The sequence below is a fragment of the Lentilactobacillus dabitei genome, assembly GCF_019061365.1.
GTDB classification, from domain to species: Bacteria; Bacillota; Bacilli; order Lactobacillales; family Lactobacillaceae; genus Lentilactobacillus; species Lentilactobacillus dabitei.
Genome location: NZ_JAHPPD010000003.1, coordinates 17500 through 41267 on the forward strand (window position 1 = coordinate 17500; position 23768 = coordinate 41267).

Annotated in this window: 25 protein-coding genes, 1 pseudogene and 1 CRISPR repeat array; of the genes and pseudogenes, 6 read left to right on the forward strand and 20 right to left on the reverse strand. The window is 42.9% G+C overall.

Features of this window, described 5'->3' with window-relative positions; genetic code table 11:
* Positions 1-6 precede the first annotated feature (6 nt).
* The 6 genes and pseudogenes from cas5e to KTE19_RS00860 all read right to left on the reverse strand — a co-directional run bounded on the left by cas5e (position 7) and on the right by KTE19_RS00860 (position 7900).
* Positions 7-738 (reverse strand): type I-E CRISPR-associated protein Cas5/CasD, encoded by a 732-nt coding sequence (gene cas5e / locus KTE19_RS00835; protein ID WP_217341402.1) that lies wholly within the window; start codon positions 736-738, stop codon positions 7-9.
* Complete coding sequence (gene cas7e / locus KTE19_RS00840) at positions 719-1795, reverse strand: type I-E CRISPR-associated protein Cas7/Cse4/CasC (protein WP_217341403.1); 1077 nt, start codon at positions 1793-1795, stop codon at positions 719-721. The genes cas5e and cas7e overlap by 20 nt, the downstream gene beginning before the upstream one ends.
* Positions 1788-2456: a type I-E CRISPR-associated protein Cse2/CasB gene (gene casB, locus KTE19_RS00845; RefSeq protein WP_347339387.1), complete on the reverse strand. Its 669-nt coding sequence runs from the start codon at positions 2454-2456 to the stop codon at positions 1788-1790. The genes cas7e and casB overlap by 8 nt, the downstream gene beginning before the upstream one ends.
* A 7-nt stretch (positions 2457-2463) precedes the next feature.
* Positions 2464-4185 (reverse strand): type I-E CRISPR-associated protein Cse1/CasA, encoded by a 1722-nt coding sequence (locus KTE19_RS00850; RefSeq protein WP_217161798.1) that lies wholly within the window; start codon positions 4183-4185, stop codon positions 2464-2466.
* Positions 4166-6982 (reverse strand): annotated as a pseudogene (gene cas3 / locus KTE19_RS00855) (CRISPR-associated helicase Cas3'). Before cas3 ends, KTE19_RS00850 begins: the two are co-directional and overlap by 20 nt.
* Positions 6983-7199: 217 nt before the next feature.
* A CRISPR array of direct repeats spans positions 7200-7471; the repeat unit is 28 nt; unit sequence GGATCACCCCCACATACGTGGGGAATAC.
* Positions 7472-7636: 165 nt separating this feature from the next.
* Positions 7637-7900 (reverse strand): hypothetical protein, encoded by a 264-nt coding sequence (locus KTE19_RS00860; protein ID WP_056982481.1) that lies wholly within the window; start codon positions 7898-7900, stop codon positions 7637-7639.
* 332 nt (positions 7901-8232) lie between these two features.
* On the opposite strand from KTE19_RS00860, the gene KTE19_RS00865 reads away from it, so the two are divergent.
* From KTE19_RS00865 to KTE19_RS00890, 6 genes are all read left to right on the forward strand, one after another.
* Complete coding sequence (locus KTE19_RS00865; protein ID WP_217161795.1) at positions 8233-9129, forward strand: energy-coupling factor transporter transmembrane component T; 897 nt, start codon at positions 8233-8235, stop codon at positions 9127-9129.
* Positions 9117-10772 (forward strand): ABC transporter ATP-binding protein, encoded by a 1656-nt coding sequence (locus KTE19_RS00870; protein ID WP_217161793.1) that lies wholly within the window; start codon positions 9117-9119, stop codon positions 10770-10772. The genes KTE19_RS00865 and KTE19_RS00870 overlap by 13 nt, the downstream gene beginning before the upstream one ends.
* Before the next feature lie 64 nt (positions 10773-10836).
* A complete protein-coding gene (locus KTE19_RS00875; protein ID WP_217161839.1) occupies positions 10837-11484 on the forward strand; it encodes an ECF transporter S component in 648 nt (215 codons plus the stop codon).
* Positions 11485-11509: 25 nt separating this feature from the next.
* Positions 11510-12553, forward strand: a complete 1044-nt coding sequence (locus KTE19_RS00880) for a prenyltransferase/squalene oxidase repeat-containing protein (protein ID WP_217161791.1) — start codon at positions 11510-11512, stop codon at positions 12551-12553.
* A 25-nt stretch (positions 12554-12578) separates the two neighbouring features.
* Positions 12579-13331: a DUF4430 domain-containing protein gene (locus KTE19_RS00885; protein ID WP_217161789.1), complete on the forward strand. Its 753-nt coding sequence runs from the start codon at positions 12579-12581 to the stop codon at positions 13329-13331.
* A gap of 21 nt (positions 13332-13352) precedes the next feature.
* The gene (locus KTE19_RS00890) at positions 13353-13781 is read left to right on the forward strand and encodes a EutP/PduV family microcompartment system protein (protein ID WP_217341404.1); all 429 of its coding nucleotides are present in this window, start codon (positions 13353-13355) and stop codon (positions 13779-13781) included.
* Between the two features lie 69 nt (positions 13782-13850).
* Here the strand turns inward: KTE19_RS00890 and KTE19_RS00895 are convergent, their stop codons facing one another.
* The 14 genes from KTE19_RS00895 to KTE19_RS00960 are packed head-to-tail and all read right to left on the reverse strand — an operon-like array spanning position 13851 to position 23767.
* Positions 13851-14642: a tyrosine-protein phosphatase gene (locus tag KTE19_RS00895; RefSeq protein ID WP_217161785.1), complete on the reverse strand. Its 792-nt coding sequence runs from the start codon at positions 14640-14642 to the stop codon at positions 13851-13853.
* 24 nt (positions 14643-14666) lie between these two features.
* Positions 14667-15722: an oxidoreductase gene (locus tag KTE19_RS00900; RefSeq protein ID WP_217341405.1), complete on the reverse strand. Its 1056-nt coding sequence runs from the start codon at positions 15720-15722 to the stop codon at positions 14667-14669.
* A 17-nt stretch (positions 15723-15739) separates the two neighbouring features.
* Positions 15740-16084, reverse strand: coding sequence for a BMC domain-containing protein (locus tag KTE19_RS00905; RefSeq protein ID WP_054748916.1), 345 nt, complete (start codon positions 16082-16084; stop codon positions 15740-15742).
* 30 nt (positions 16085-16114) lie between these two features.
* On the reverse strand, positions 16115-17299 hold the full coding sequence (locus KTE19_RS00910; RefSeq protein WP_217161781.1) for an acetate/propionate family kinase: 1185 nt from the start codon (positions 17297-17299) through the stop codon (positions 16115-16117).
* Between the two features lie 29 nt (positions 17300-17328).
* Positions 17329-18450, reverse strand: a complete 1122-nt coding sequence (locus tag KTE19_RS00915) for a 1-propanol dehydrogenase PduQ (RefSeq protein ID WP_217341406.1) — start codon at positions 18448-18450, stop codon at positions 17329-17331.
* A gap of 6 nt (positions 18451-18456) precedes the next feature.
* Positions 18457-19899, reverse strand: a complete 1443-nt coding sequence (locus tag KTE19_RS00920) for an aldehyde dehydrogenase family protein (RefSeq protein WP_217161777.1) — start codon at positions 19897-19899, stop codon at positions 18457-18459.
* Between the two features lie 3 nt (positions 19900-19902).
* Entirely contained in the window at positions 19903-20385 is a 483-nt protein-coding gene (locus KTE19_RS00925; RefSeq protein ID WP_054748918.1) for a GlcG/HbpS family heme-binding protein, read from the reverse strand.
* A 6-nt stretch (positions 20386-20391) separates the two neighbouring features.
* Positions 20392-20967 carry a cob(I)yrinic acid a,c-diamide adenosyltransferase gene (locus KTE19_RS00930; protein ID WP_217161775.1) on the reverse strand — a complete coding sequence of 192 codons (576 nt, stop codon included), beginning with the start codon at positions 20965-20967 and terminating at the stop codon, positions 20392-20394.
* A gap of 18 nt (positions 20968-20985) precedes the next feature.
* Positions 20986-21255 carry a EutN/CcmL family microcompartment protein gene (locus KTE19_RS00935; RefSeq protein ID WP_054748920.1) on the reverse strand — a complete coding sequence of 90 codons (270 nt, stop codon included), beginning with the start codon at positions 21253-21255 and terminating at the stop codon, positions 20986-20988.
* Positions 21237-21740, reverse strand: a complete 504-nt coding sequence (gene pduM / locus KTE19_RS00940) for a PduM family microcompartment protein (RefSeq protein WP_217161773.1) — start codon at positions 21738-21740, stop codon at positions 21237-21239. The genes KTE19_RS00935 and pduM overlap by 19 nt, the downstream gene beginning before the upstream one ends.
* A 34-nt stretch (positions 21741-21774) precedes the next feature.
* Positions 21775-22410, reverse strand: a complete 636-nt coding sequence (locus KTE19_RS00945) for a phosphate propanoyltransferase (protein WP_217161837.1) — start codon at positions 22408-22410, stop codon at positions 21775-21777.
* A 38-nt stretch (positions 22411-22448) separates the two neighbouring features.
* The gene (locus KTE19_RS00950) at positions 22449-22733 is read right to left on the reverse strand and encodes a BMC domain-containing protein (protein ID WP_275453022.1); all 285 of its coding nucleotides are present in this window, start codon (positions 22731-22733) and stop codon (positions 22449-22451) included.
* A gap of 18 nt (positions 22734-22751) precedes the next feature.
* The gene (locus tag KTE19_RS00955) at positions 22752-23396 is read right to left on the reverse strand and encodes a BMC domain-containing protein (RefSeq protein WP_217161771.1); all 645 of its coding nucleotides are present in this window, start codon (positions 23394-23396) and stop codon (positions 22752-22754) included.
* Between the two features lie 17 nt (positions 23397-23413).
* Positions 23414-23767, reverse strand: a complete 354-nt coding sequence (locus tag KTE19_RS00960) for a glycerol dehydratase reactivase beta/small subunit family protein (protein WP_217161769.1) — start codon at positions 23765-23767, stop codon at positions 23414-23416.
* Between the last annotated feature and the right edge of the window lies 1 nt (position 23768).

Here is a 23768-nt window from a genome sequence, read left to right on the forward strand (position 1 = left end):
TCCTTTCTAGAGAAAACCGAAGATGTCGTGCTTCGTTTCTACGGAATTATCGATCTCTGCTTGTTTGTTTTCAAAACATGGATTTTGCAGATCCACGTAATCAGTTGCAACTGCTCGATAGCCATGGCGCCGATTCCGCTGGTCAAAGGATTCAACGCGATCTTTGATCATCTTACTGCGCTTATCAGGTAATAAATTTGCGTCCGAAATGATTGCAACGTCTTTGACCAATTCATTTCGACGCTTGCGCCACTGGTACCAATGGGACGCTTGCCAAGACATCTTTTTCAAAACGGCAACCGGTTCACGATCTGAGAATGTGGCTGTCTGTAAAACACCGGCAGGCACGTTTGAGCGGCGTCCCAAAAACAACTGAAATTTCGGGTGCTTTAAGGCAGTTTCAATTTGTTCAATCAACTGCTCATCTTCACTGCCGAGCGCGGCCATGAACACAGCATCTTGAAAGTAATCCCGGTACGTAATCTTTCTGGTACCCCTTTTCCATTCAACCGTCTGAAAATCACTCAATGCCTTTCCTGGCTGGTCCACGCGAACAGCAAAAGCCAAATCATTTAACGCCGCGATTCGCGGATCGTCTCGCTGATATCCGAGCGCCGCAGAAATCATCCCAATAATTGCACTCTTTGAGGGATAACCGTCACTTGTTCGTCGGGAAAACGTTGCCTCATTACCATATGATTGTAGTGGGGAAGTCAATTTAATTGTTAGTGTTTTCATCCTGGACCACCTTTGTTAATTCCGTGGTGACTTCATTCAAAAGATCAGCTAAGTTGTCAACCTGATCAGATTGTTTTGATTCATATTGATGATTAGCCAACACAACAGTTAACGAAGGTTTCGCAACAAAGCTAAGGGTTGCTGAATATTCATCTTCAAGCTTGTTAATCGATGATTGAACGTAGCCGTTCTTTGAATTAACTGACGCTTCAAACGCTGAAACCAGATTGACTGGTGTATCTGGTCGAATGGTAACCATCACATAGTTGGGTAACGTTTTGTTGGCAAAGGTAGTTTGTTTGCCAGTTGGCATTGATAATAAAAATGCTTTGATGAAATCCGTTGCGCCCTTAATCGCGTCCGAGGAACCAAGGTTGTGAGCTAATTCATTGACGTTTAAATTAGCATACCGATAGAGTGTTGAGGAATTAAACTCAATTGTTCCCAGCATTGCCGCACCAGTGGTATCTTCAGACTGCAAATCATCCAAGGCTGTGTAGTAATCGAATTCTGGAACAACTTCATGCGTTGAAATGGCATGGGCAACCTGTGCGGAACCTTCCACGTTTAGTTCAGGATTATCGGCTACCATTCGCCCGAAGAGTGCCAAGTCAAGAGAATTGTCTGTCTTTAACACCTTTTTGACTTCTTTTTTATCAAGTTCATCATGATCAACGACATATTGAGCTAACTTTTCAATCTGGCCGGGACTGACTAATAATAACGCACCCGTTTCATTATTCTTATCAAGTTTGATACTGGCAGCCTTAAAGACTTCACTTGTCTTTGCCAGGGCAGCCTTTTCATCTAAGGAAGAATCCAGAGACATCAACTTGCTGGCCAGTAATTTAGCAGCTTTCTTGGTTCTCGTGCCGGTATCAACGCCTGATTGTTTAAAGGATACCCGCATCGCCCGTTTCCAACTCTGTGAAGAAACTCGCGAACGGGTAACACCACCATAAAGAGCAGTCTTAGGTGCGCCCGTATCATCTCGATTGATGTTTGATGAAGGCACTGTTTGCAAGACATTTAGATCGATATATACATTATTAGTCATTAGTTTTTTCTCCTTCAGCTGTTACTGTTTGTTTGATGAACCGATAGTACTGTTGACCCCAAGCTAAACGGACTTCATTTGCCTGTCGAAACCCAGTCTGGAATAAATACAGATCGCCAGCCAACCTAGGATAATCAATTTTTTGATTCGGCATGCTAGCTTTTAAAATTTCAACTAAGTGGGTAATTGAGTTGATCACGCTATTCACGTTGGTTGTTCCCAAAAGCGCCTGTACCCGGCGATCTAAGGCAGTCCGAGTCGTCTCATCCCGACGCAAATTAGCAAGCGCTGCAAACAAAGTGAGCCCATCTGCTGATTCGGCCTTGTATGAGGCTCCAGCGGCAAAAGACTCCTGACCCTGCTGATGAATTGCATAGAGGCGAATGGCTGTATACATTGAGATTTCAGCCTTCGTGGGTTTCCCATCAGTACTTAATAATTTCTCATGTTTTAATCCCATATCCTGTTCAATTTTGACAAGTCGCTCGATTATAAATGGCCACACTTTTTGCGCTCTTGGGCTTGCAATTGTCGCGGCACTTCGAACACCAGCTAAAACAGCTTTATTTAAATTTCCATGACCATAAAGTTCTTTAATAATTCCGGCAGTCCTTTTTTTTAATTTCAGTTGCGATCTTTCTTGCTGATCCCATTGGTTCACACCCTTTCTATGATTTCAAATCTGCTTGAACCTGATACCGTAGCCGGTTATTGACGGTAAAGATATTAACCAGGCCCTTGCTTTTATCGACCACGCCATTAACATCAATGAAGCCAGCCATGTCTCGTGGTGAGCTCGATTGAATAACCTCATTGGCAGTTTTCAAGACGTAGCTTTTGATCTCTTTCTTCCATTCATTGCTCTTTTTGTCCCGGTCTTCTTCGTTTGTCAAGCTTCGCAACCACTTATTAAACGGGCCATTTAGCCCATCATAAAAGGCCGCACTCATTTTGTTGGCAAATGGACGATAATCAAGATTACGAATGTGCGCAATATTCACCGCAAACCGCCAGTAATCACTTCCCACCTTTTGGGTTAACTCAATCATGTCTTCGATCCGGATCGGCCAGCGCTGTGCTTTGTCAGGATTCTCATCAAAAAGAACATCCGCATTAATATGCATATCGTCGTAGACTTCGGCAACTGGGGATTGAGAAGTCGCGTTGCCATCACTAATGAGGGCAACGGAGGCTAGGGTTAACAAGGTACTTTGTGGAATCAGCCCTCTATCTTTAAGCACTCGTAACCATTTAACAATTTCCGGTTCATGCTTATCATTGGCTTCTTCAACTTGGACATACTGTCCGAAATTCCGCCACATCGCCGTTCCTAGCGATCTCAATCCCTTAACGGCCGGTCTATAATGATCGGTCTTTTTATCAAATCGCCAAACCGTCATTGGTTCGATAAAGGCATCGTCGCTCTCAAACATTGGCAGCCCAGCACTAAAGATCGTTGGGGTGCCTTGCTCATCCCAATTAATATGAAGTAGTCGGCTCCACGTGGTGTATAACTCCGCCAAATTATCTGGTAAGTTTTGCTTCTTACGATCTTCGACATACTGAGGAACAGCTTGTTCCCATACTGGCTTTGGAGGATTATATGGTTTGTCCTCCTCAACCAGAACCAAATTCAACATTAATGTTTGAAAAAGGGTATCACCATCCGCAAATACCGGGCCAAGCTTGTAAAGCCAGCCAGAAGCAGTTGAGAATTTATCGGGCATCTCAATCTTCGTTTTATCGGTAACACCCGTAAAATTTTGATAGGTAATCAGCCACCGGGCAAGTTCATCCAATTGAATATCGTTTTTGAATTCATCAGATTTAGGCGAAAATAATGACGGTGTGTGGCCACTTTCCGAAATCTGCCGGTTAATTTGCTTAATTGCCACCGTTCCCGGCCCTTCGGCACCAGCAATTTGCTTCTTTTTCGGTACAAAGTGGTTATAGTCATCCTCAGTAACTTGGTAGAAGGGCTGTTCACCAAATAAGTCAAACCGATCTGCATATCGTTTTAAATACGTGATCACCATTTGAGTAAAGTGACCATTATTGAATAGCTGCTTCCACGTATCAAATAAGTCCTCCTCAATGTTTTCCTGATCATCCCTATCCACTTCACCAGTATCTCGCATCGAATCTTCATCAACGGTCACCCAATCATACGGTTCATCGTCTGCATCAAATCGTGAATAAACGGCGGTCAAAATTGCGAGGAGAAAACGTAAGATCGCCAAATCTTGGGAACGCATTTCTCCAGACAGCGCTCGATAATTTTGAGCATTCTCGAACAATTCAATTAGGGAAACCATTTGTTCTTGGTTGGTCTGTCTGTCTATTACTTTAATCCAAGAATCAGTTGTTAAGTTAAAGTGTTGCTTTTCCATTGTCGTCCTCCTTTGAATAACTTAAGCCAAATCGGGAAGAATAGTTCAAATGCCAGTCACCTAAATCAGCTGATAGGTTCTTGTCTAGTGGGAGTGCCAGTGCTCCTTTTAACCAAACATCGGCTTGCCAATCCGGATAATATTTACTTGTCAACGTTTCCAAGTGCTTAATTGCCCGGTCAATATCTGGCGTGACCGGAGAAGGAATTCTAATAACTTGTTGCGCAATCTCTTGAGACGAAATGTTTTGAATTGACTTAGGCTTATCTGATTGAGTATCTGTGACTAAAAAGTCCCCCTCACTCGTGTGTTGTAACAAAATGACCTCAAGGGTTTCTTTGATATCCCGAACAGTGGCATTTGCACGCTGCTCATCAGTATCAATGTTTGGCTTGGTTCGATCTAACCAGCCATGAATCGTATGCTTTCGGTATCGCGGTGCCCCTACTTGAAATGCTTGCGCTTTATCACGCTCCTTTTTAAGATTGTCATTAAACATTTCTCTTTCCTTGTCGAGCTCTGGCATCTCGTCAGCCGTTATTTCAGCATCACTTTCCTGATCGTAAACCTTTTGTACTAACACTGAAATGTCACCAGGGATTGCAATTGTCTTACCCAGGAAATGATCGGTTTTCATGAGTAAATATTTCTGATAAACGGCTTCATTAGCATCCCCATATTCGCCAGGACCACTAATTCCCATCACAAACAGTTGAGGCGTTTGGAGCTCTTTGGGTCTGGTAATATGATGCCGATGTAAACGGCCAGCCCGCTGAAGAATTAAATCCATCGGGGCAATATCGGTATAAAGAACGTCAAAATCGATATCAAGTGATTGCTCCAAGACTTGAGTCCAAATGACAATCATCTTAGAAGGTCTTTGACCATTCTTTCCAATGGCTTGTTGAAGCTTTTCTTCCTGCATCTCTCTAGTAGGGGCCAAAAAGCTTGAGTGGAGGAGCATAAAGTCAATGCTTTGGGGGACAAATTTAGCAAGCGCCTGTGCCCGCTTAACAGTATTGACGATAATGCCCGCAATCCCACCATTAGCAATTTGGTTTACAACAGCTTGCATCAACTCCTCATCATCCAAATTAATTCTGTTAACTTGCAGCCCAAATGGTGCCTGATCACTACTGCCGGCAAACTCTGTCACCTGGTTTAATTTCTTGCCATCCAAAACGCTCAACAGCGGATATGCTTCAGTGTCCTGCCAATTGGCTGGCGCCTCAAATCCTTTCGGAGACCGTTTACCGTACCTACCCTTTAAATACGAGGTAATGAGCGCATTTCTTTTTTCTTTTGGCAAAGTTGCTGACAGTATGACAATCGGCACGTGGTACGCACCAAGCCAATTAATGGCTCGATATAAGTATTGGTTCATATACGCATCATAGGCATGGACTTCGTCAATAATGACAACTTTACCACTGAGTCCTAAATGTCTTAAAAATAAATGTTTCTGCTTAAGAGCCATTAACAGTAAATTATCAATTGTCCCAACTGTAAACTTGGTTAATATTGATTTCTTTCCACTGAACCAGGAATTGACCGTCACCGCGCCTAAATTCTTGGGGTCAGCGTCATCAATATTGACTGCATTGGTCAAGTTCTGGTAATGTTTGTTAAATTGAGCTTTCCCATGCATTAACTTGATTGAGAAATTCTCATCTTGAGATTTCGCAAGTTTCTCCAGCCAATCATTAACTCGATCAAACATCGCGTTAGTTGTTGACTGGGTTGGCAGCCCCATAAAAACGCCATCCTCGCCATCAATATAAGCAAGTTGTTCGGCAGCAACAAGGGCAATTTCAGTTTTTCCTAAACCTGTGGGCGCTTCCACGATGATCATTCCGGGATCACGGGTTTCCGAAATTGCTTTCGTTATCGTATCCTGGACTGGCCGGGCCTTAAATCCCCAGCGAGTCTTATAAGGATCGTTGGTTGTTGAAACCTGCTGGGGAACCCACTCTCCGGTAGAGTTCCAATTATTGATTGCATTTTGGAAACGAGTGACGGTATCAACGTCCTCACTCGATTCATTTAACGGTATTAACGGAAATAATTCCGCATCTTCATCATTGGTCAGATACTCACTTGACGCTAGCCAGTCAGCCATAATTAGCAAGCCTTCTAAAATAACTGCTTGTGGCTGGGTAACCATCGGGACTTCTTCCACAGACTGATATCCAGATAGTTTCAAGCCATAATCAAAAAGTTCTTTTTGAGTCTGCTTCCAGATTTTTTGAATTTCTGCATCGGTGTCACTCAAATAATAATTGGCCGTATAGGTAACAATTTGCTTTCGAGGAGCCTCCTGAGCTGGCGAACCATGATGCCCACCGATGATCGCCCCAACTGAGTTTGGCACACCATAATGTTCCAGAATTGCTTCGCCAGCAATCGCGTGCGGAGATGCCCGTGCAGAAGACAAATCGCTTTCATCTAGTTCAGAAAAACCGCTTCTGATTAATTTCTCCACCAGTTGATCATCTAAATAATCGTCACGGATATAAGAACGCTTCTTTTGAAATGCAGGAGTTGCCTTGCCAATGTCGTGGGTAAATCCAAGAAACTTGACTAGTTTTTGCACATCCTCATCAGATCTTTCATCAGTCTCATCAGGCGACGTATATTTCAATAACTGCCTTTAGCTGTCACTGAGCCAATGATTGTACAACCAGTTAATGGTATTCTTCGCATCCGTCAGATGGATCACCAAAGGCAGCCAAAGTTGCTCATCATGTTCGAAATTTTTCTTGGCCCATAAAGCGGTTACATTTTTATGCAATTTCATTGTTTTAGTTTCCCTTCGTTTGAGTTCATCTACCCCTAAGCTTCAACTAAATCAATTATAATCTAAATCCTTGTTAAGAAAACTACGATATAATTTATTACTTACTAACAAATAATTATCCAAATTCAATAATACTGAATCATGTCCCATATACTAATGAGCACCCGCACACATGGGAAAATACAATTATGAAGGACTTAATGCCCATCGAAGCCTAGAATCATCCCTACATATGTGGGGAATACTGTCGACTATTTGGCTGTTTGCTTGCTGGCGCAGGATCACCCCCACATACGTGGGGAATACGGGTTTTGCAAGCGGTATTCAATACCTTGTTTGGGATCACCCCCACATACGTGGGGAATACTTTCGACTGACCGCTTAAAATCTGAATATCTCAGGATCACCCCCACATACGTGGGGAATACTTTGGGTCATGCATTTGACCATCTCCTGTCTCAGGATCACCCCCACATACGTGGGGAATACACTAAACGATCCCTATTAAATCGGCATTTTCAATTCGGCAAATGTCTGTTTCCAATCACTTTATGATCAACACCCTTACAACTTAACGACATAAAAATAGGCCATGGCAACTTCTTCCTATCAACAAAAAGCTAACAGGAAGTCTTCACCATGACCCAAATCAAACTATTCATCACTAACATTGGCACTCTTTTGAATCTCTGGCGACAAATCGTACATCTTTGCCGCCTCCGTTAATAATGCGTGGTACGCATACGCCCCGTCCCGGTATGGCTCAACAACCACTTCATCAGCAATCTTTGAAAATGGCTTTTTGCCATCCTTTTCTTGAACGGAGTCTAAATCCGCAATAATCTTCTTCTCAACATCTGAATAACTACCTACGATTTGTTTCGTCTGCAAACTGCCACGAATAGAAATTTTGTTCATATAAATTCCTCGCAATCCATCGGTTTTATTTGATGCGCGTATATTGCCTCAACACGTTTCCACGCAATATATCTATCTATATGATACCAATTATTTGCTCTGAATAGCACCTCTATTTTTAAACATTGACAAATTAATCAATCAAACAATTTCAACAGCCAAATAGTGTTAATTAGATAGCAAAAATTCGTCATTGAAACAGCCAGATATAGCAATTATCTTGTGTGCAATGCAACTATTTTGCAGGGTCCTGGAAGAATATTTACCCCCATATTCTCAAATGGTATACTGTTGGAAAGGCTTACGATAGTTCTGGAAAGAGGCTACGATTAATGAAACGGTTACCTTTACAAATGACGTTCTTTTCACAGGTGCATCCAGTAGCCTCGACAATCTACTTTGCTGAACTGATGGTTTGTCTGCTGCTCTTCAATCACGTGACTGTCGCATTAACAGAAATCGTTGGCCTGATCGTTTGTGGTTTCTATTACTTAGGCAAAGAATCGATGACTCAGCAATTAAAATTTGCCAGCAGCTTTTTGGTCCTGATTTTATTTTTTAATACTTTGTTAAATCAAAAGTTCCAGCCAATTCTTTGGCAATTTCACTGGGGCGTTCTAACTTACAGATTTTCCTACTCGGCATTTCTTTATGGCGTTGCAATGGCGTTGGTTCTCATCTCAATGTTGTTTGTTTTTGCGTTACTCAATGCTATTCTGACCCCGAATCGCCTCATCTACGTCTTCTCACCGATCACCCCCAGGCTAGCAATGCTAGTATCCATTTCATTTAGCTTAGTGGCCAACTTTATCTTAAAATTCAAGCGACTCATCACATTACAAAAAACTAGGAATTTAGATGTGTCCAGCGGCTCCTTACTGACAAGGATCAAAAAAGTCCTGCACATCTTTGAAATCATGCTTCAGGATTCCCTTTCGTCGGCAATGGAAACGGCAAATTTGATGGATGCCCGGGGGTTCGGTGCTACCAAACGCACCCATTATCGATCTTACCATTGGCAATCGTCCGATCTTGTTTTTATCTTATTTTCTTTCCTGCTATTATTAATGATTATTTATATCCGATTCCTCAACTTTGGTTGGAGTCGTTCAGTAGCGAATTTTACCAATATTTTTCACCCGGCGGATCTGTTGCCAATCGGCCTTTTATTAGTCCTCTTTTTATTACCCATTCTTTCTGAAGGGATCTATCGCGCATGCACAAATTAGTTTCTGTTCAGGATCTTTCATTCGCATATCCCGATCAGACCGTCAAAGTCTTGGATCACATTAACCTCACAATCAACTCAGGTGACTTTCTGCTCATTGCCGGCAACACGGGCAGTGGCAAGACCACCTTGCTGAACCACTTCAAAAAAGAATTGATGCCACTGGGAAATCGTCAAGGATACATTACGATTGATGGGACCGCAATTGATGACTTAACCAAATTGCAAAGCGCCCAAACTGTCGGCTACGTTGCCCAAGACCCCCAGGTTCAGCCGGTGATGTCAAGGGTCATCGACGAACTGGCTTTTCCACTGGAAAACATCGGCTGTCCCAGTGACGAAATTGAACGACGAATCACCGAATTGAGTAACTTTTTAGGGCTGGATCAATCACTAAATCGAGAAATTAATCAACTTTCCGGCGGCCAACTCCAACTAGTTAACTTGGCTTCGGTGCTAATTCTGCGTCCCAAAATCATCTTGTTAGATGAACCGACCTCTCAATTAGATCCATTAACCGCCCAGAATTTTCTGAATGTATTATATCGTGTTCAGCGTGAATTGGGGATCACAATTGTCTTGACAGAACATCGACTTAGCACCATCTCTAGTTTGGTCAATCGCATGATCCTTCTACAACACCAAACAATTACTTTCGATGGCTCACCAACAGACGGCATCAAAGAGATGTTTAAAGATGATCGGCTGACCTACTTTATTCCATCAATTCCAAAGTTATTCTTAGCCAATCAAATCACAGTTGGATCCTTGCCAATTTCTGTCGCTCAGGGACAAGCTGCTATTCAAGCTGCCAACTTAAAATTCATCCCAACTGCTAAACCAACCGTTCACCAATCAAATAGTGAGCAGCAGCCGCTATTGACCGCCAAAAACATTTCATTTACCTTTGACGGAACCCGCAACGTGGTTGATCATCTGGATCTAACCGTTAATCGAGGGGATTGGTTAGCCATCATCGGCAAAAATGGGTCTGGAAAATCCACCTTATTATCCTTACTGATCGGCCTCACAACGCCTCAACATGGCAAAATTAGATTCGAACAGCAGGTTGTTTGGAAAATCCGGACGGCGGATCGCATTAAGCGAATTTCCTTCCTGTCCCAAACCCCTAGCTTGCAATTTACTGCCGACAGTGTTCGCCAGGAGTTGGAAGTTCAGGCCAACCAACTCAAGCTGCGTGATCCAGCACAACAAATTAAGCAACTTGTCGCTAAATTCCATTTAGAAAAAATTCTCAATCAAAATCCATTTGACATTAGTGGTGGTCAACAGCAGCTGCTCGGCCTGGCAATCGCGTTAATGGCTAAGCCGGACTTGCTTGTCTTGGATGAAGCAACCAAAGGGCTTGATCCTTATACCAAGGTAATGGTCGGTAATACTTTGAAAGAGGCTCAACAAAACGGCGTTACAATTATCATGGCAAGTCACGATATGGAATTTTGTGCAGCATTCGCTGATCACTGTACGTTCATGTTTGATGGTCATCTCAACACGTTGTTGCCCACCACGGCATTTTTTGCCAACAACTTCTTCTTCACAACGCCAATCAACCGAATTGTGAGGGATCAGGTGCCGAACGCTTTGTTGGTTAACGATCTTACTTTAGAATCTGAAGGGAGGTGATCAATGTTTGAGAAAAGTGTTGGAGATCACCTATGTGTACCGATTGCTGATTGCCGTGCTTCTCATGGCAGCATTTCTAGTTTTGATACTATTGCTTAAAGGTCAACACTACCTGCTATTTATCTTCATGATTCTAATATGTAGTATTCTCCCGGCATATTGGCGATTTGAACGAGAAACCATTAGCACCCAGACTTTGATGTTCATTGCTGTCTTAATTGCATTGGGAGTGGCTGGTCGGGTCCCACTGGCTTCAATTCCAGGGGTTCAAGCCGCCAGCTTCATCATCATTTTAAGCGGCATTAGCTTGGGACCGGAATTAGGATTCATCACTGGCGCAACAACCGCCTTAGTTTCAAATATGTTTCTTGGTCAGGGGCCTTGGACGCCTTGGCAAATGGTCGCCTGGGGGCTGATGGGCTTAACTGCTGGGCTGTTGAGCAATACCAAGCTGAGTCACAGCCTGATATTTATGATTATCTTTGCCTTTATCTGGGGGTTCCTGTTCGGTTGGATTATGGACCTCTGGTATGCGCTGGCCTATGTCTCACCAATTACCGTCAAGAGTTTCTTTCTAGCATATGCTTCAAGCTTTTTGTTTGATCTTAATCACGCGATTTCAAATGCCGTCTTAATTGCCCTATTTTATAAAGGGTGGCAGAAGTTGTTCAATCGCTTAGTTAAGAAGTATCGAATTTTACCTACTAAATAATTCATATAAAAGGAATGGGTCATTCATGAAATTAACAAGTAAATTATTATTAGTCTCCGCATCTGCTTTATTAACCTTTGGAGCTGTCCGCCCGGCCGTTACTGCCAGTGCTGCCAGCGTCAAGACTGCCAGCCGCAGTTATCAAAATACCAAGATCAAAGCGAGCTACCGCTATGCTAAAAAGATGCTCGTTAAAAATAAAACTGGTTTGTCCGGAAAGACTGCTTATATTTTCAGTAAGAAAGCTTACCCAACAACCGGAGCTGCTGGGGGTTACGCAGACTTCCTATTAAGCTTAAAAGGTTGGGGATACAAATTCACAACTAACCAAAAGAAACGGGTTGCTTCAAGCCTGGTCTTAAACAGCAAGAGTACCCCAGCCGATTTAGCTAATGCTATTCAAGGGCTCAAGTCAATTGGCATGAACCCAACCAAGTTCCGTCGTTCTGGCACTAAAAAGGCCGTCAACTTGGTATCAGTTTTATACCGCAAATCAATGAGTAACCAAACCGTGAACGTTAAGAGTCAGGTACTGTTGGCGCTCACAATGAGCTCATCATTCAAACGGCCATCGACTGCCAAGTTTTCAATTAACAGCTTAAGTAATTCTATTGTTAAGAATCAATTGAGCAACAACGGTTGGGCATACAATAATAAGCTCGACACAGTTGATTCAGATACAACCGCAATGGCTGTCACCGCATTAGTTCACGGCAAGGCCAATGCGAGTGCTTCAGCGATCACCAAGGGCCAATCATACCTGAAGAGTGCTGTTTACCCATCTGGTGCCTATGGTTACACCTTCAATGGCAAGAACATCCCTAACGGTAACTCAACTGCCGAAGCGATCATTGCATTATCAACCAAGCAAAATACGTTGAAATACGTCAATGGCACCAGCAAGTCAAGCCAAGCTGCCTCACCATTGTACGCAATGTTCACTTACGTTAATAAGACCGGTTCAATCAAAGGCGCTGCCAGCCAGTTGATCGGCGTCGGCCAGATTAACTTGGCAACCGCTGCGTACCGTCAAGCTTTGAATCATAAATCAGTTTATACAATCAAGTAATTCTTAAGTGAGAGGAAAAGATTTCATGAAAAAAGGACGCATTGTTGGCATTATTTTAGCATTTGTCCTGGTCATCGGAATTGGCTTTGGGGTTCAGCAAGTGATCGCTAACCGAGGAGATCATAAGCCGGCAACCGCCCTTTCGTCCAAGGCGGCCAGCTCGTCTTCACAAAAAGCGGCCAGCCAAAGCTCGAATGCCAAAGCAAATCCTAAGAAGAACAAAGCTAAGGAAAACTCACGTAAGTCTAAAGCTTCCTCAACATCTGGCAAATTAACTAAGAGCAGCAAATCAGCGAACCACGATACCACTGCGAACAAGAATGCCAATTCCAAATCAGCAACCAGTCATTCAGCCGCCACTTCGACTCAATCACAGTCGGCCAAAACTTCGACTCACAAACATGCTGGCAGCAGTGCAAATGCAACCAACGGCCACCATGCAAAAAAAGCCGCTGCCAAAAACGATTCAATTGGAACAGCGTATATCAAGGTGTCTGGTTACAAAAAGACCTTATACGCCGGTCACATGAACATCAGCAAGTCCGCCACCGCATTTTCACTGCTAAAACGGACCCACTTAAAGCTGGTCTATCAAAGTAGTCCCCACGTTTATGTCAGTTCAATCAACGGCTTAAAGCAAAATGACATTAAGGTCGGCAGTGGTTGGATGTACTCAGTTAACAGCAAATTCGTTGATAAAGCTGCCGATCAGAAGCGCATTACCCCTGGCGATACCGTTCACTGGTACTTCTCAGTAAACGGCCTCAGCGGTAAATAATGAATGAAAAGGTGAATTCTTGTGAAAAAGGCAATTTTTATTGGTGCAATCGGCTGTGGTAAAACAACGTTAATTCAGCGCTTGGATAAGTTGAAAATCTCGTACAACAAGACTCAGACCCTTGAGTTCTATTCAAATATTATCGATACGCCTGGTGAATACGTTGAACACCGCGCGATGTACTCTAACCTGATGACGTCGGCCATTGATGCCGATGTGGTTGTGTTAATGCAAAGCGCCCTTGATCCCCGAATTGTTTTGCCAACTGGGTTCAGTACCATGTTTACCAAGCCAACGGTTGGAATCGTCACTAAGATTGATATTGCAACTCCAGATCAGGTTGACCTGGTAAAAGATCGCCTTATCGATGCTGGCGCTGGTAAAGTGTTTGAGGTGTCAGCCGTGACCGGTAAAAATGTCAGTGAATTCACACAGTATTTGCAAGAGTAGCCAAACTAAAAAATGCGTTGATCCAGAAAAGTCAATTTTCTGAGTCAACGCATTTTTATGATCACTTTTTTATTCAAGATATATATTTCTCAATCTTTCGCAATCCGAATCTGACAACCCAACGATATCCCTTAAATATCCCTGGATACCACCAAATTCATAATTAATCAGGGTCATCGCCTGATCATAATAATCAATCGAAACCGATGATAAGTCCCGTAGTGATGCCATAAACGATCGGTTCATATGGGCCTTTCTGGCTAATGCAATTCGGTGATTAATTCTGGGAACCGAAAATTCATTGGTTAATAGATAATCAGCTCGAATCACTTCTTCTGGCACCCCGAGAACATTGAGCAACAGAATCGTCATCATCCCAGTCCGATCTTTCCCTGCTGAACAATGAAAGAGAACGGTCTCATTTTCGCCGTGAGTAGACAGATAGGAAAAGAATCGTTGGTAGGCTTGCTGCGGTTGTGGGTTAACTACCAATCGACGGTATGCATAAAGCATCCGCAAATACCCACTATGGGGATTGCTCGAATAAGCTTTCTGCAACCGTTCATTAGTTGTCCGGCTCTCAGTCTCGTCATCATCAAACAGTGGCAAATGAAGAAATTTCATTTGCGTGGGAATTTGATCTGGAAATTGCTTGCGTTCCGCATTTGACCGCAAATCAACATCCACCGTAATACCATAATCAAGCAGGGTTTGCTGGTCATCCTCAGACAACTCTGATAAATCCCCCGCCCTGACAAGCTTACGCCACTTGATTTTTCGGCCATCAACAGTTGGGTAACCACCGAGATCACGAATATTGACACTATGTGCTACTTCGATATGTCGATTAGTCGCCACCATTTTCAGACCTCCAAAAGCTTCAGATTACTTCGGCCAAACATTGCTGTAAGGAACGCCACCAGTAATGGGTGCCCCCAAGCGAGATTGACCGGTTACCAATTCTTCAGGCCACATTGGATCCATAAACAGTTTACTGCCAACGGCCAACATGTCCGCGTGAGCATCTTCCAAATTCTGCTGAGAACTCAATGCACCTGCTACCATTAATGGCAAGTCACCAACAGCTTTTCTGAAGATGTCTGGAATGGCAAAACTTTGCAGCTTATCACTGGTCAATGTCAATTGATTGTATTGCCGCAATGACAAACTCAAATAATCAATGCCAATTTCTTTTAGAACCATCGCCAGCATCAAATTGTCTTTGAGGGTCAATCCACCAGCTTCAATTTCTTCAGGTGACAGCCGGTAACCAATAATGAATGGCTTGTCAGCCAACTGTTTGGCAACGGCCTTTACTTGGTTAACTAGGAAAATTGGAAACTTCATTCGCTTAGCTAAGGAACCACCAAACGAATCTTGCCGCTGGTTCGAAAGCGGCGACATAAATTGCTGGAGCAAAAATGTATTCGCACCATGTAATTCAATCCCATCAAAACCAGCCTGGATTGCCCGTCTAGTTGCAGCGGCAAATTCATCAATAATGTCACTAATTTCTTCAGTAGTAAGTTCTTTTGGCATGTCCACGTAACCGTGGGTGGCTTTAATGGCACTTGGCGCCACAACTTCGTGGCCCTGCGTAATGTGCCCATTAGTCATCCGACCAGCATGAACTAATTGCAAAATAGCCTTACCGCCACTAACATGGATGGCTTCAGCCAACTTGGTTAGGCCAGGAATCTTCTTATCATCAGCGGCACTCACCGAGCCGTAATCCGTATTCCCAGACGGTGAAACATAAGCTGAGCCAACAATATCCATGCCCACTTTCTGAGCATGCTGCTGATGAAAAAGGATATCGTTAAGACTCACACTGCCATCAAATAAGGATGACTGAATATTCAACGGGGCGAGAACGATCCGATTATTCAATTTGAAATCTTTCTTGATTTGATAATCATTCAAAATTTGTTGTAATTGCATAATGCTGTTCTCCACCTTTATGTTCTTGTGATTTTTGGAATATCAAAATCCAACAGATCGTGAAGCTTTTCAACCACTGCTTTGAGTGCTGATTCTACTTCTGAAACTTCGCCGATTATGACCACTGAACCACTAAATCGATCAATGAATCCAAGGGTTACATTGCTTGATTTGGTGGCAATATCACCCGCAATAATTGATGCTTCACTTGGCGTAATTGTCAGAATTCCAATGGCATCCCGATGAGCCTGTAGTCCGAGCTTTTCATAAATATCAGGCGTAGGATTGGCAACAATGTGGGCCAGGGTCACCTGTTTACCAGGAACGTATTCTTGAATACTCCGTTCAATATCTCTAGCCACTTTTACCACCCCATCCTGTTTTTTATCTGTTCAGCCGATTACTTTGGCCGTTTCTCGAGCAATAATTAACTCTTCATCGGTTGGAATTACGACAACTTTCACTTTGCTATCTGAAGTTTGAATTTCAATATCATTTGCTTGATTCTTTGCTTCGTCAATCTTGATGCCTAAATATTCAAGTCCTTCACAAACCCGAGCTCTAATTGGAGCAGAATGTTCGCCAACCCCAGCGGTGAAGGATAAGACCTTCAAGCCACCAAGATCTGTGGTATAAGCACCAATAAATTGTTGAATTTGATGAACATAGACATCAAGTGCCAATTTAGCACGCTGATTACCTTCAGCTTCTGCCTTCAAAACATCCCGAATATCGTTAGATACCCCTGAAATTCCTAAGACACCAGATTCGTGGTTCAACATGCTCCTGACATCTTCAGAGTCCAGATGCTCCTTTTCTTCAAGAAATGGTAAAATTTCCGGATCAATATCACCTGAACGAGTTCCCATCACCAGTCCAGCCAGTGGGGTAAAGCCCATTGAAGTGTTGACCGATCGACCATCCCTGATTGCACAGATGCTGGCACCATTTCCTAAATGACAAGAAATAAGCTTGTCAGCAACTTGTTCGCCAAAACGATCACGAACAACGCTATAAATATATTGATGTGACTGGCCATGGAATCCATAACGCCGGATCCCATATTTTTCAATATATTTATACGGTAAGGCGTATGTGTAAGCCTTTGGCGGCATTGTGCTGTGAAACGACGTATCGAATACGGCAACTTCTCGCGCTTCCGGTAACAATTTCTCAAAGGCTTCAATTCCTAACAAATTAGCCGGATTGTGTAAGGGAGAAAGCACTGACAATTCAGAAATTCGCTTGGCAACATCATCGTTAATCTCAACGGATTGCGTATAATAACTACCCCCATGAGAAACCCGATGACCAATGCCAACAATTTCCGACTTATCTTTGATTACACCACTTTCATTCAACGCTTGGATAACGAGCTCAGTTGCTTCCGTGTGATCTTTAACCGATTCGGTGGTGTTGTGCTTAGCGCCATCTGCCGTCTGGTAAGTAAAGACCGCATCAGGATGACCAATTCGATCAACCATTCCATGAATTAAGACCTGCTCATCGGGCATCAAATATAGCTTGAACTTCAGCGATGAACTCCCAGCGTTGATTGCAAGAATTTTCTCTACCATACTGTGCTTCCTCTCTGTCTCTAATTTAATTATTTGATGACTTTATCGTAAATTGCTTTCAAATCATCATCAGTTGGTACGACAGGATTTCCTGGGAAAGTACCGTCCTTCTTTGCATCAGCAACCACAACGTCCGTCTTCTTTTCAGCTTCTGCTGGGTCGATTCCGAACGCCCGTAAGGTTTGTGGGCAATCCATTTGAACCATCATTTGACGAATCTTAGCAGCAATTCGTTGAACGGCAATTCGATCACTCATCCCTTGGGATACCAAGCCGGTCTTCTTGATGGCAGCACCGTACTTGTGCAAGGCTTCTTCTGAATGACTGGCATTGTATTCAACAACGTGTGGCAAAAGCATTGCGCAAGCCAAACCATGCGGAACATGGAAGTTAGCACCCAATTGATGGGCAAGTGAGTGGCAAATCCCTAAACCGGCATTGTTAAACGCAATTCCAGCAGCACATGATGCTTCGTGAACAACTTTACGAGCTGCTTCATTATCACCATGTTTGTAGCATTCTACCAAACAGTGAGTAATAACATCGATTCCCTTTTCAGCTAAAGCATCAGTGATGGTATTAGCATCCCGTGAAACCAGTGACTCAAGTGAGTGAGTTAAAACGTCCAATCCCGAGAAGGCTGTGACACTCTTAGGGGCCGTCATCACAAGTTCAGGATCAAGTAACGCAATATCTGGAGTCAAATGATCTTTAATAATTGGCATCTTGGTATGATTCTTTGTATCAGAAACCACACTGGTGTTAGTTACTTCTGAACCAGTTCCACTCGTTGTTGGAATAGCAATAAATTCATCAATCGGATGTTGATAAACCTTCTCACCAAAGAAACGAATGGCTTTGCCAGTATCAATAGCTGAACCACCACCGATTCCAATCATCACATTAGGCTTAACTTTACCGAACTGTTCAACGCCTTCCATGATATTATCCAAAGGTGGATCAGGCTTTACGTCAGAAAAGATTGAAACATCATTGTTACCATCAACTTCACCCTTAATCTTGTCTAGGGTGGGGGTATTTGGCAAAAACGCGTCACAAACCATTAAAATCTTTTTGCCTTTTAAGGTCTGCAGCCAGTCTAAGCTGTCATTACCCGAGTAAATTTTAGTTGGAATTTGAATTTCTTCCATCTTATATTAGACCTCCCATGAACGCAATGAGAATCCTTCTGGGCAATTGAAGCGACGACGGCGAGTAAATGTCTTGGCAGTTGTTGTTCCTTCACCAGTTGGAGTAGCAATCGTTAACGCAGCGTCTCCACTCCAGTAACCATTATCGCCAACACCAGTTGCAGCAAATGTTGGGCCGTTAGCAACAAAGATTGACGTATTCATTCGGTGAGCTGCTTTATTAATGTGCGGAATATTTTCTGAGTGAATTGAGGCAGTATGGTGATTACCCATTTCAACTTCAATTGCGGTCTTCAAAACAGCATCGAATGTTGGGCAGGAAACAATTGGCAATAATGGCATTAACATTTCAGTCTTTACCAATGGGTGATCTTTATCGGCCTCAAAGATCACAACGGTTGGATGGCCTGTGTAAGATACACCAGCTTCATCCAGGATAAAGGTTGCATCCTTACCAACAAATTTACGATCAGGGGCACCATTTTCTTGAATCGTCATATGAGCAATTTCATCAATCTTACTCTGATCCGTTAACAAGAAGGCACCATCATTTTGCATTTTTTCAATCAGTTGATCCTTAACATCGGCTTGGACAACAACTTCCTTTTCAGCAGTACATAGGATGTTGTTATCAAATCCACATGAAGTGATAATATCATGAGCGGCCAAATCAAGATCGGCAGTATCATCAACCATGGCAGGTGGGTTACCAGCGCCGGCACCAATTGCTTTTTTACCACTAATTAATGCTTGGTGAACAACGGCAGGACCACCAGTTACAGCCAACATGTCAACATCTGGGTGGTGCATCATCTGTTGAACCGATTCAATGGATGGGGTTGCCAACGATACAACCAAATTCCGCAGACCGGTTGCTTTGTATACGAATTCATTTAAGTGCTCGATCATCCAACGCGTAATGTTCTTAGCACCTGGATGGGCACCAAAGAATAAGACATTGCCACCAGCAAGCATCATGATGGAATTGTTGATAACCGTTTCGCCGGGATTTGTACTTGGGCCAACACCACCGATAACGCCAAATGGTGTGTACTCATACATGATCATCCCACCATCGCCAGTTTCAACGTCTGGCTTCAAAATCTCAGGGCCAGCAGTGTTGTACAAGGCATTCTTCAGCTTGGTTTCCTTGGCTTCAACAGTTCCCATTCCGGTTTCATCCCGAGTTGCTTGGGCAATGTAGTGAATCTTTGGACCGAAGCCATCTTTAATTGCTTGAATGACCTTTTCACGAAATGCCATAGGTTTGTCAGCGTAAATTTCTTGAGCTTGTTTTGCAGCTGCAATCGCTTCATCAACAGTTTCAAAAATTCCGTTTCCTAAACCTGTGGGTTGGGCTTCATTATTATCAGAACCAGATTGCGATTGACCGCTTAATTCTTCTTTTAGAATTTTTCTGATTGCTTCTTCAATATTTTGTTCTTGCATATCTCACATACGCTCCTTAGAAAATTCTTGAACGGCTGCTTCGCAAATGGCTTGATCTTCTTCGATTAAGCCACCACTACAACCGATAGCACCAATCATCTGTCCATCCTCGATAAGTGGAATGCCCCCTGGGAATGAGACGAGCTTTCCATCAAGCATCGTTTCCATCTGATATAAAGGACCACCAGGTTGAATATCTTTACTAATGTCCTTGGTTGGCTCTTTCATCGCAATGGCAGACCATGCTTTCTTTGGCGCTAATGTGGAGCTAACCAAGTTTGCATTTGGCATATGGTACAACATCTGAACGGTTGTCGTGATATCCATAATACAAATTGTGACTCCAACGTGTAATTCGTCTGCCTTAGCAACAGCTGCGTCGATTACTTTTTCCATCTTATGACGGTCAAATGCATTTGAAGCGGTTGCATTTGATCCCTTAGATAAAACTTCTTTTACGATTTGATTAATTTGTTCTTTATCCATGGTCATTTACCCCTCTATCGCTTTACAGTATCGTTGAACAACTTTCTCGATAACCTTTTCCAGATAGTCCTGATGGTCTTCAGAACGGGCCATAATATACATGAAATCAGAAAGGCGATTGACATATCTCTCGATTTCCGGTCTTACGGGATTAACCTTCATAAACGCTACCAATTGTCGTTCAGCTCTTCTACATACCGTTCGACAAACATGAAGTTGAGCACCGGCAAGACTCGAACCCGGTAAAATGAAACTGTTAACTTTAGGCAATTGAGCAGTATAGTCATCAATAATTGACTCAAGATAATGAACATCGTCATCCGTTATAATTCTGCTTTGGGATCGGAACTTTTCAGCATCTTTAGTGGCAATTTCTCCCTGCAGGAAAAACATTCGGTATTCAACTCGCTGCAAGATTTTCTTGTTGCGCTCGCTGATACAAAACTTATCAGCCAGTGAAATGTTGGCATTCAGTTCATCAAACGTTCCATAAGTTGAGACCCGCAAAGAGTCTTTAGATACTCGCTCGCCGTCAAAAAGGCTTGTTGATCCTTTATCGCCGCCCTTTGTGTAAATGGCCATTTAAAATCCCTTCTTTTTTCATTTGTCGAATCGATCAATAATTCCTACAATCGAACAATCATTTACATCGTTTTGGACTTGACTGACCGTAGCTCGTCTTGCACCGGCACCACGTACTAATAGTACATATTCGCCAATTCCGGCTCCAACTGTATCAGCAGCGACTTCTTCGGACTTCGTAGGCTTGCCTTCAGAATCCACTGGCTGAACAATCATTAGTTTTCGGCCAACCAATGAACGATCTTTTTGGGTAGCTACGACGCTCCCCATTACTCGTGCCATATACAATTTTCATCAGTCCTCATTTGTATTATCATTTGTTTCAGCTGACTAATTTGTTCAGCCTCACCAGTAAGCTTTTGATTCGGAGTTACAACAACAATTGATTTATCCGGCAGCGTAGCAAGATCTGAACGACTGATTGCCTTCTGATAAAATGAAGTGACTGCCCGCTTTTGATCAACGACAAATGATACAGGCCAATCTAACAACATTTTTTTTGGAATAAAGTTGACCATCGATGAACTAATCTGAAAAGTAAAGTTTACTTGGAAACTAATCCCTTGTAATATCCACTTTGTCCAGGAATCGTCCAGATTCAGCCGGTAGATGTTGGCCAACAGTGGAATTGTCACGTTATCAATGGTCACATTGGCATAATCTGTATAAACACCCTGATCGGGCACTAGTCCCTCACTGGAATAATCAACTTCGTAAGATTGGTGTTCGCGCTGCCTGATTTTAGCCAGTACTTGCTCAACAATATGATCCATTTTGGCCACCAACCTTTGCTATTTGTTCAAAATCTCAACTTTCCTTTGGAAGAATAATGTGACCAACCGTGTCACCACGAACATTAGCTGCACTTGCTTCATCAGTATCCAAATGCATTTCTGTGACAAAATCTTTTCTTGGACGACAAACAACATCATCATACGTTGTCCGGCGTTCTGGCGAATCGATTCGTACAGAAACAATATCTCCTAGTTTGACACCAAAGCGTTGAGCATCTTCTAAACTCATATGGATGTGGCGTTTTGCAACAATGACTCCTTGAACCGTTATTTCAGCATCTGGCGTCTTAATTTTAACTGATGGGGCCCCATCGAGGTGACCAGACAAGCGAATGGGCGCATCAATTCCAAGTGTAAAACACTCTGAACGGGCAATTTCAACTTGTGAATGTGAACGATTTGGCCCAAGCACACGAACATTTTCAATCTTTCCAGAAGGTCCAATCAGTGTTGCTGTTTGGTTGGTTGCAAATTCTTCTGGCTGCTTTAATCGTTTTAGTATCGTCATCTTTTGATTTGGAAATAATGTGTTATAGTCCTCATCGGTTAAATGGATATGATGATTTGATACACCAATTGGAATTCGATAAGGGTCATTTTGCTCATCAATTACTTGACGAATTATTTGTCGAATCTTATCTTCAGTAATTTCCATAAATCACTAACCGTCCTTAGATTGAATTTGAATTATTTTTTGTCAATATTTGGCAAGATACCTTCAACTTCTGAATGTGGACGAGGAATGACGAATGAAGTTAATACTTCACCAACGTTTTCTGCAGCAGAAACTCCTGCGTCAACGGCAGCTTTAACGGCACCAACATCACCACGGACCATAACAGTTACCAACCCACTACCAATCTTTTCTTGACCAATTAAAACAACGTTAGCTGCTTTAACCATTGCATCGGCTGCTTCGATAGAGCCAACTAATCCTTTTGTTTCGATCATTCCAAGTGCGTTATTCATAATAAATTCCTCCTAATTTGTTTACTTCTTAGTTTGTTTTCTAGGTGTTCGTCGAGTATTTGACCGCTTACTACGTGCTGCCTGACTCGTAGACTTACTAGTTGTTTTAGAACTAGTGGACTTTGTGGTGGCAGCCCTCGTAGTTGCCGGCTTATTATCTGACTTATCGGCAGGCTTTGTTGCCGCTTGAGCTGTCGGCTTTGTTTCAGACTTTGACTCATCCTTCTTAGTAGAAGCAGAACCAGGCGTGGTACTTGACCCACCATTAGAACCACCACCTTTTGGACCGTCATCTTTTGGATTGGCGTTGGTAGCTGATCCGCCATCCGGTCCATCATCATCTGGGCCATCGTCATCGGAATCATCATATTCAGTTGCAGCATCAAATTTACTCTTGATGGCATCATTTTTACCTAACTCGCTAATTCCCGGTGCAGGATTGGCAATTACCATCGAGCCAGCAACCCGATCGCCCATTTCGCCTTTCCCAGCATCAATCGCTGCTTCAACAGCGGCAACATCGCCAGTAACTGAAACGGTAATCCAACCATTACCTTTTGTATTCTCAAGAAACTTTAATTGAACTTGAGCAGTTTTAAGCATTCTATCAGCAGCAACGATCGCACCAGACAGACCCTCGACTTCTAGATATCCAATTGATTCCATAAATCACTCACCTGTCCTTATTTCTTAAATGGTACTCCTTTGACCAATCTTGCGGCATTGGCACCGATCTTTCTGACATTTGTCGGATTGTCGATAGGAACCACAAAAAGTGGCTCATTTGGGTTTAAATTTTTGTAATGAACCACAATTTGTTGATCGTCAAACGAGATGCCAACCGATAAACGTGAGGCCACTGCCGCTTGATAGGCTCGATCGACAGCTGAACTAGAATCCGCTACCTGTATCATTTGGAAAGGAATTTGCTCCTCTTCGATTCCATGTAGCATTGGTTCCAAATTGCCAGGAAGTTTGTTATTCAATTTGTCGGATAAAGCTATTAAAATTGCCGGTCTATCATTATCGATTGCCATG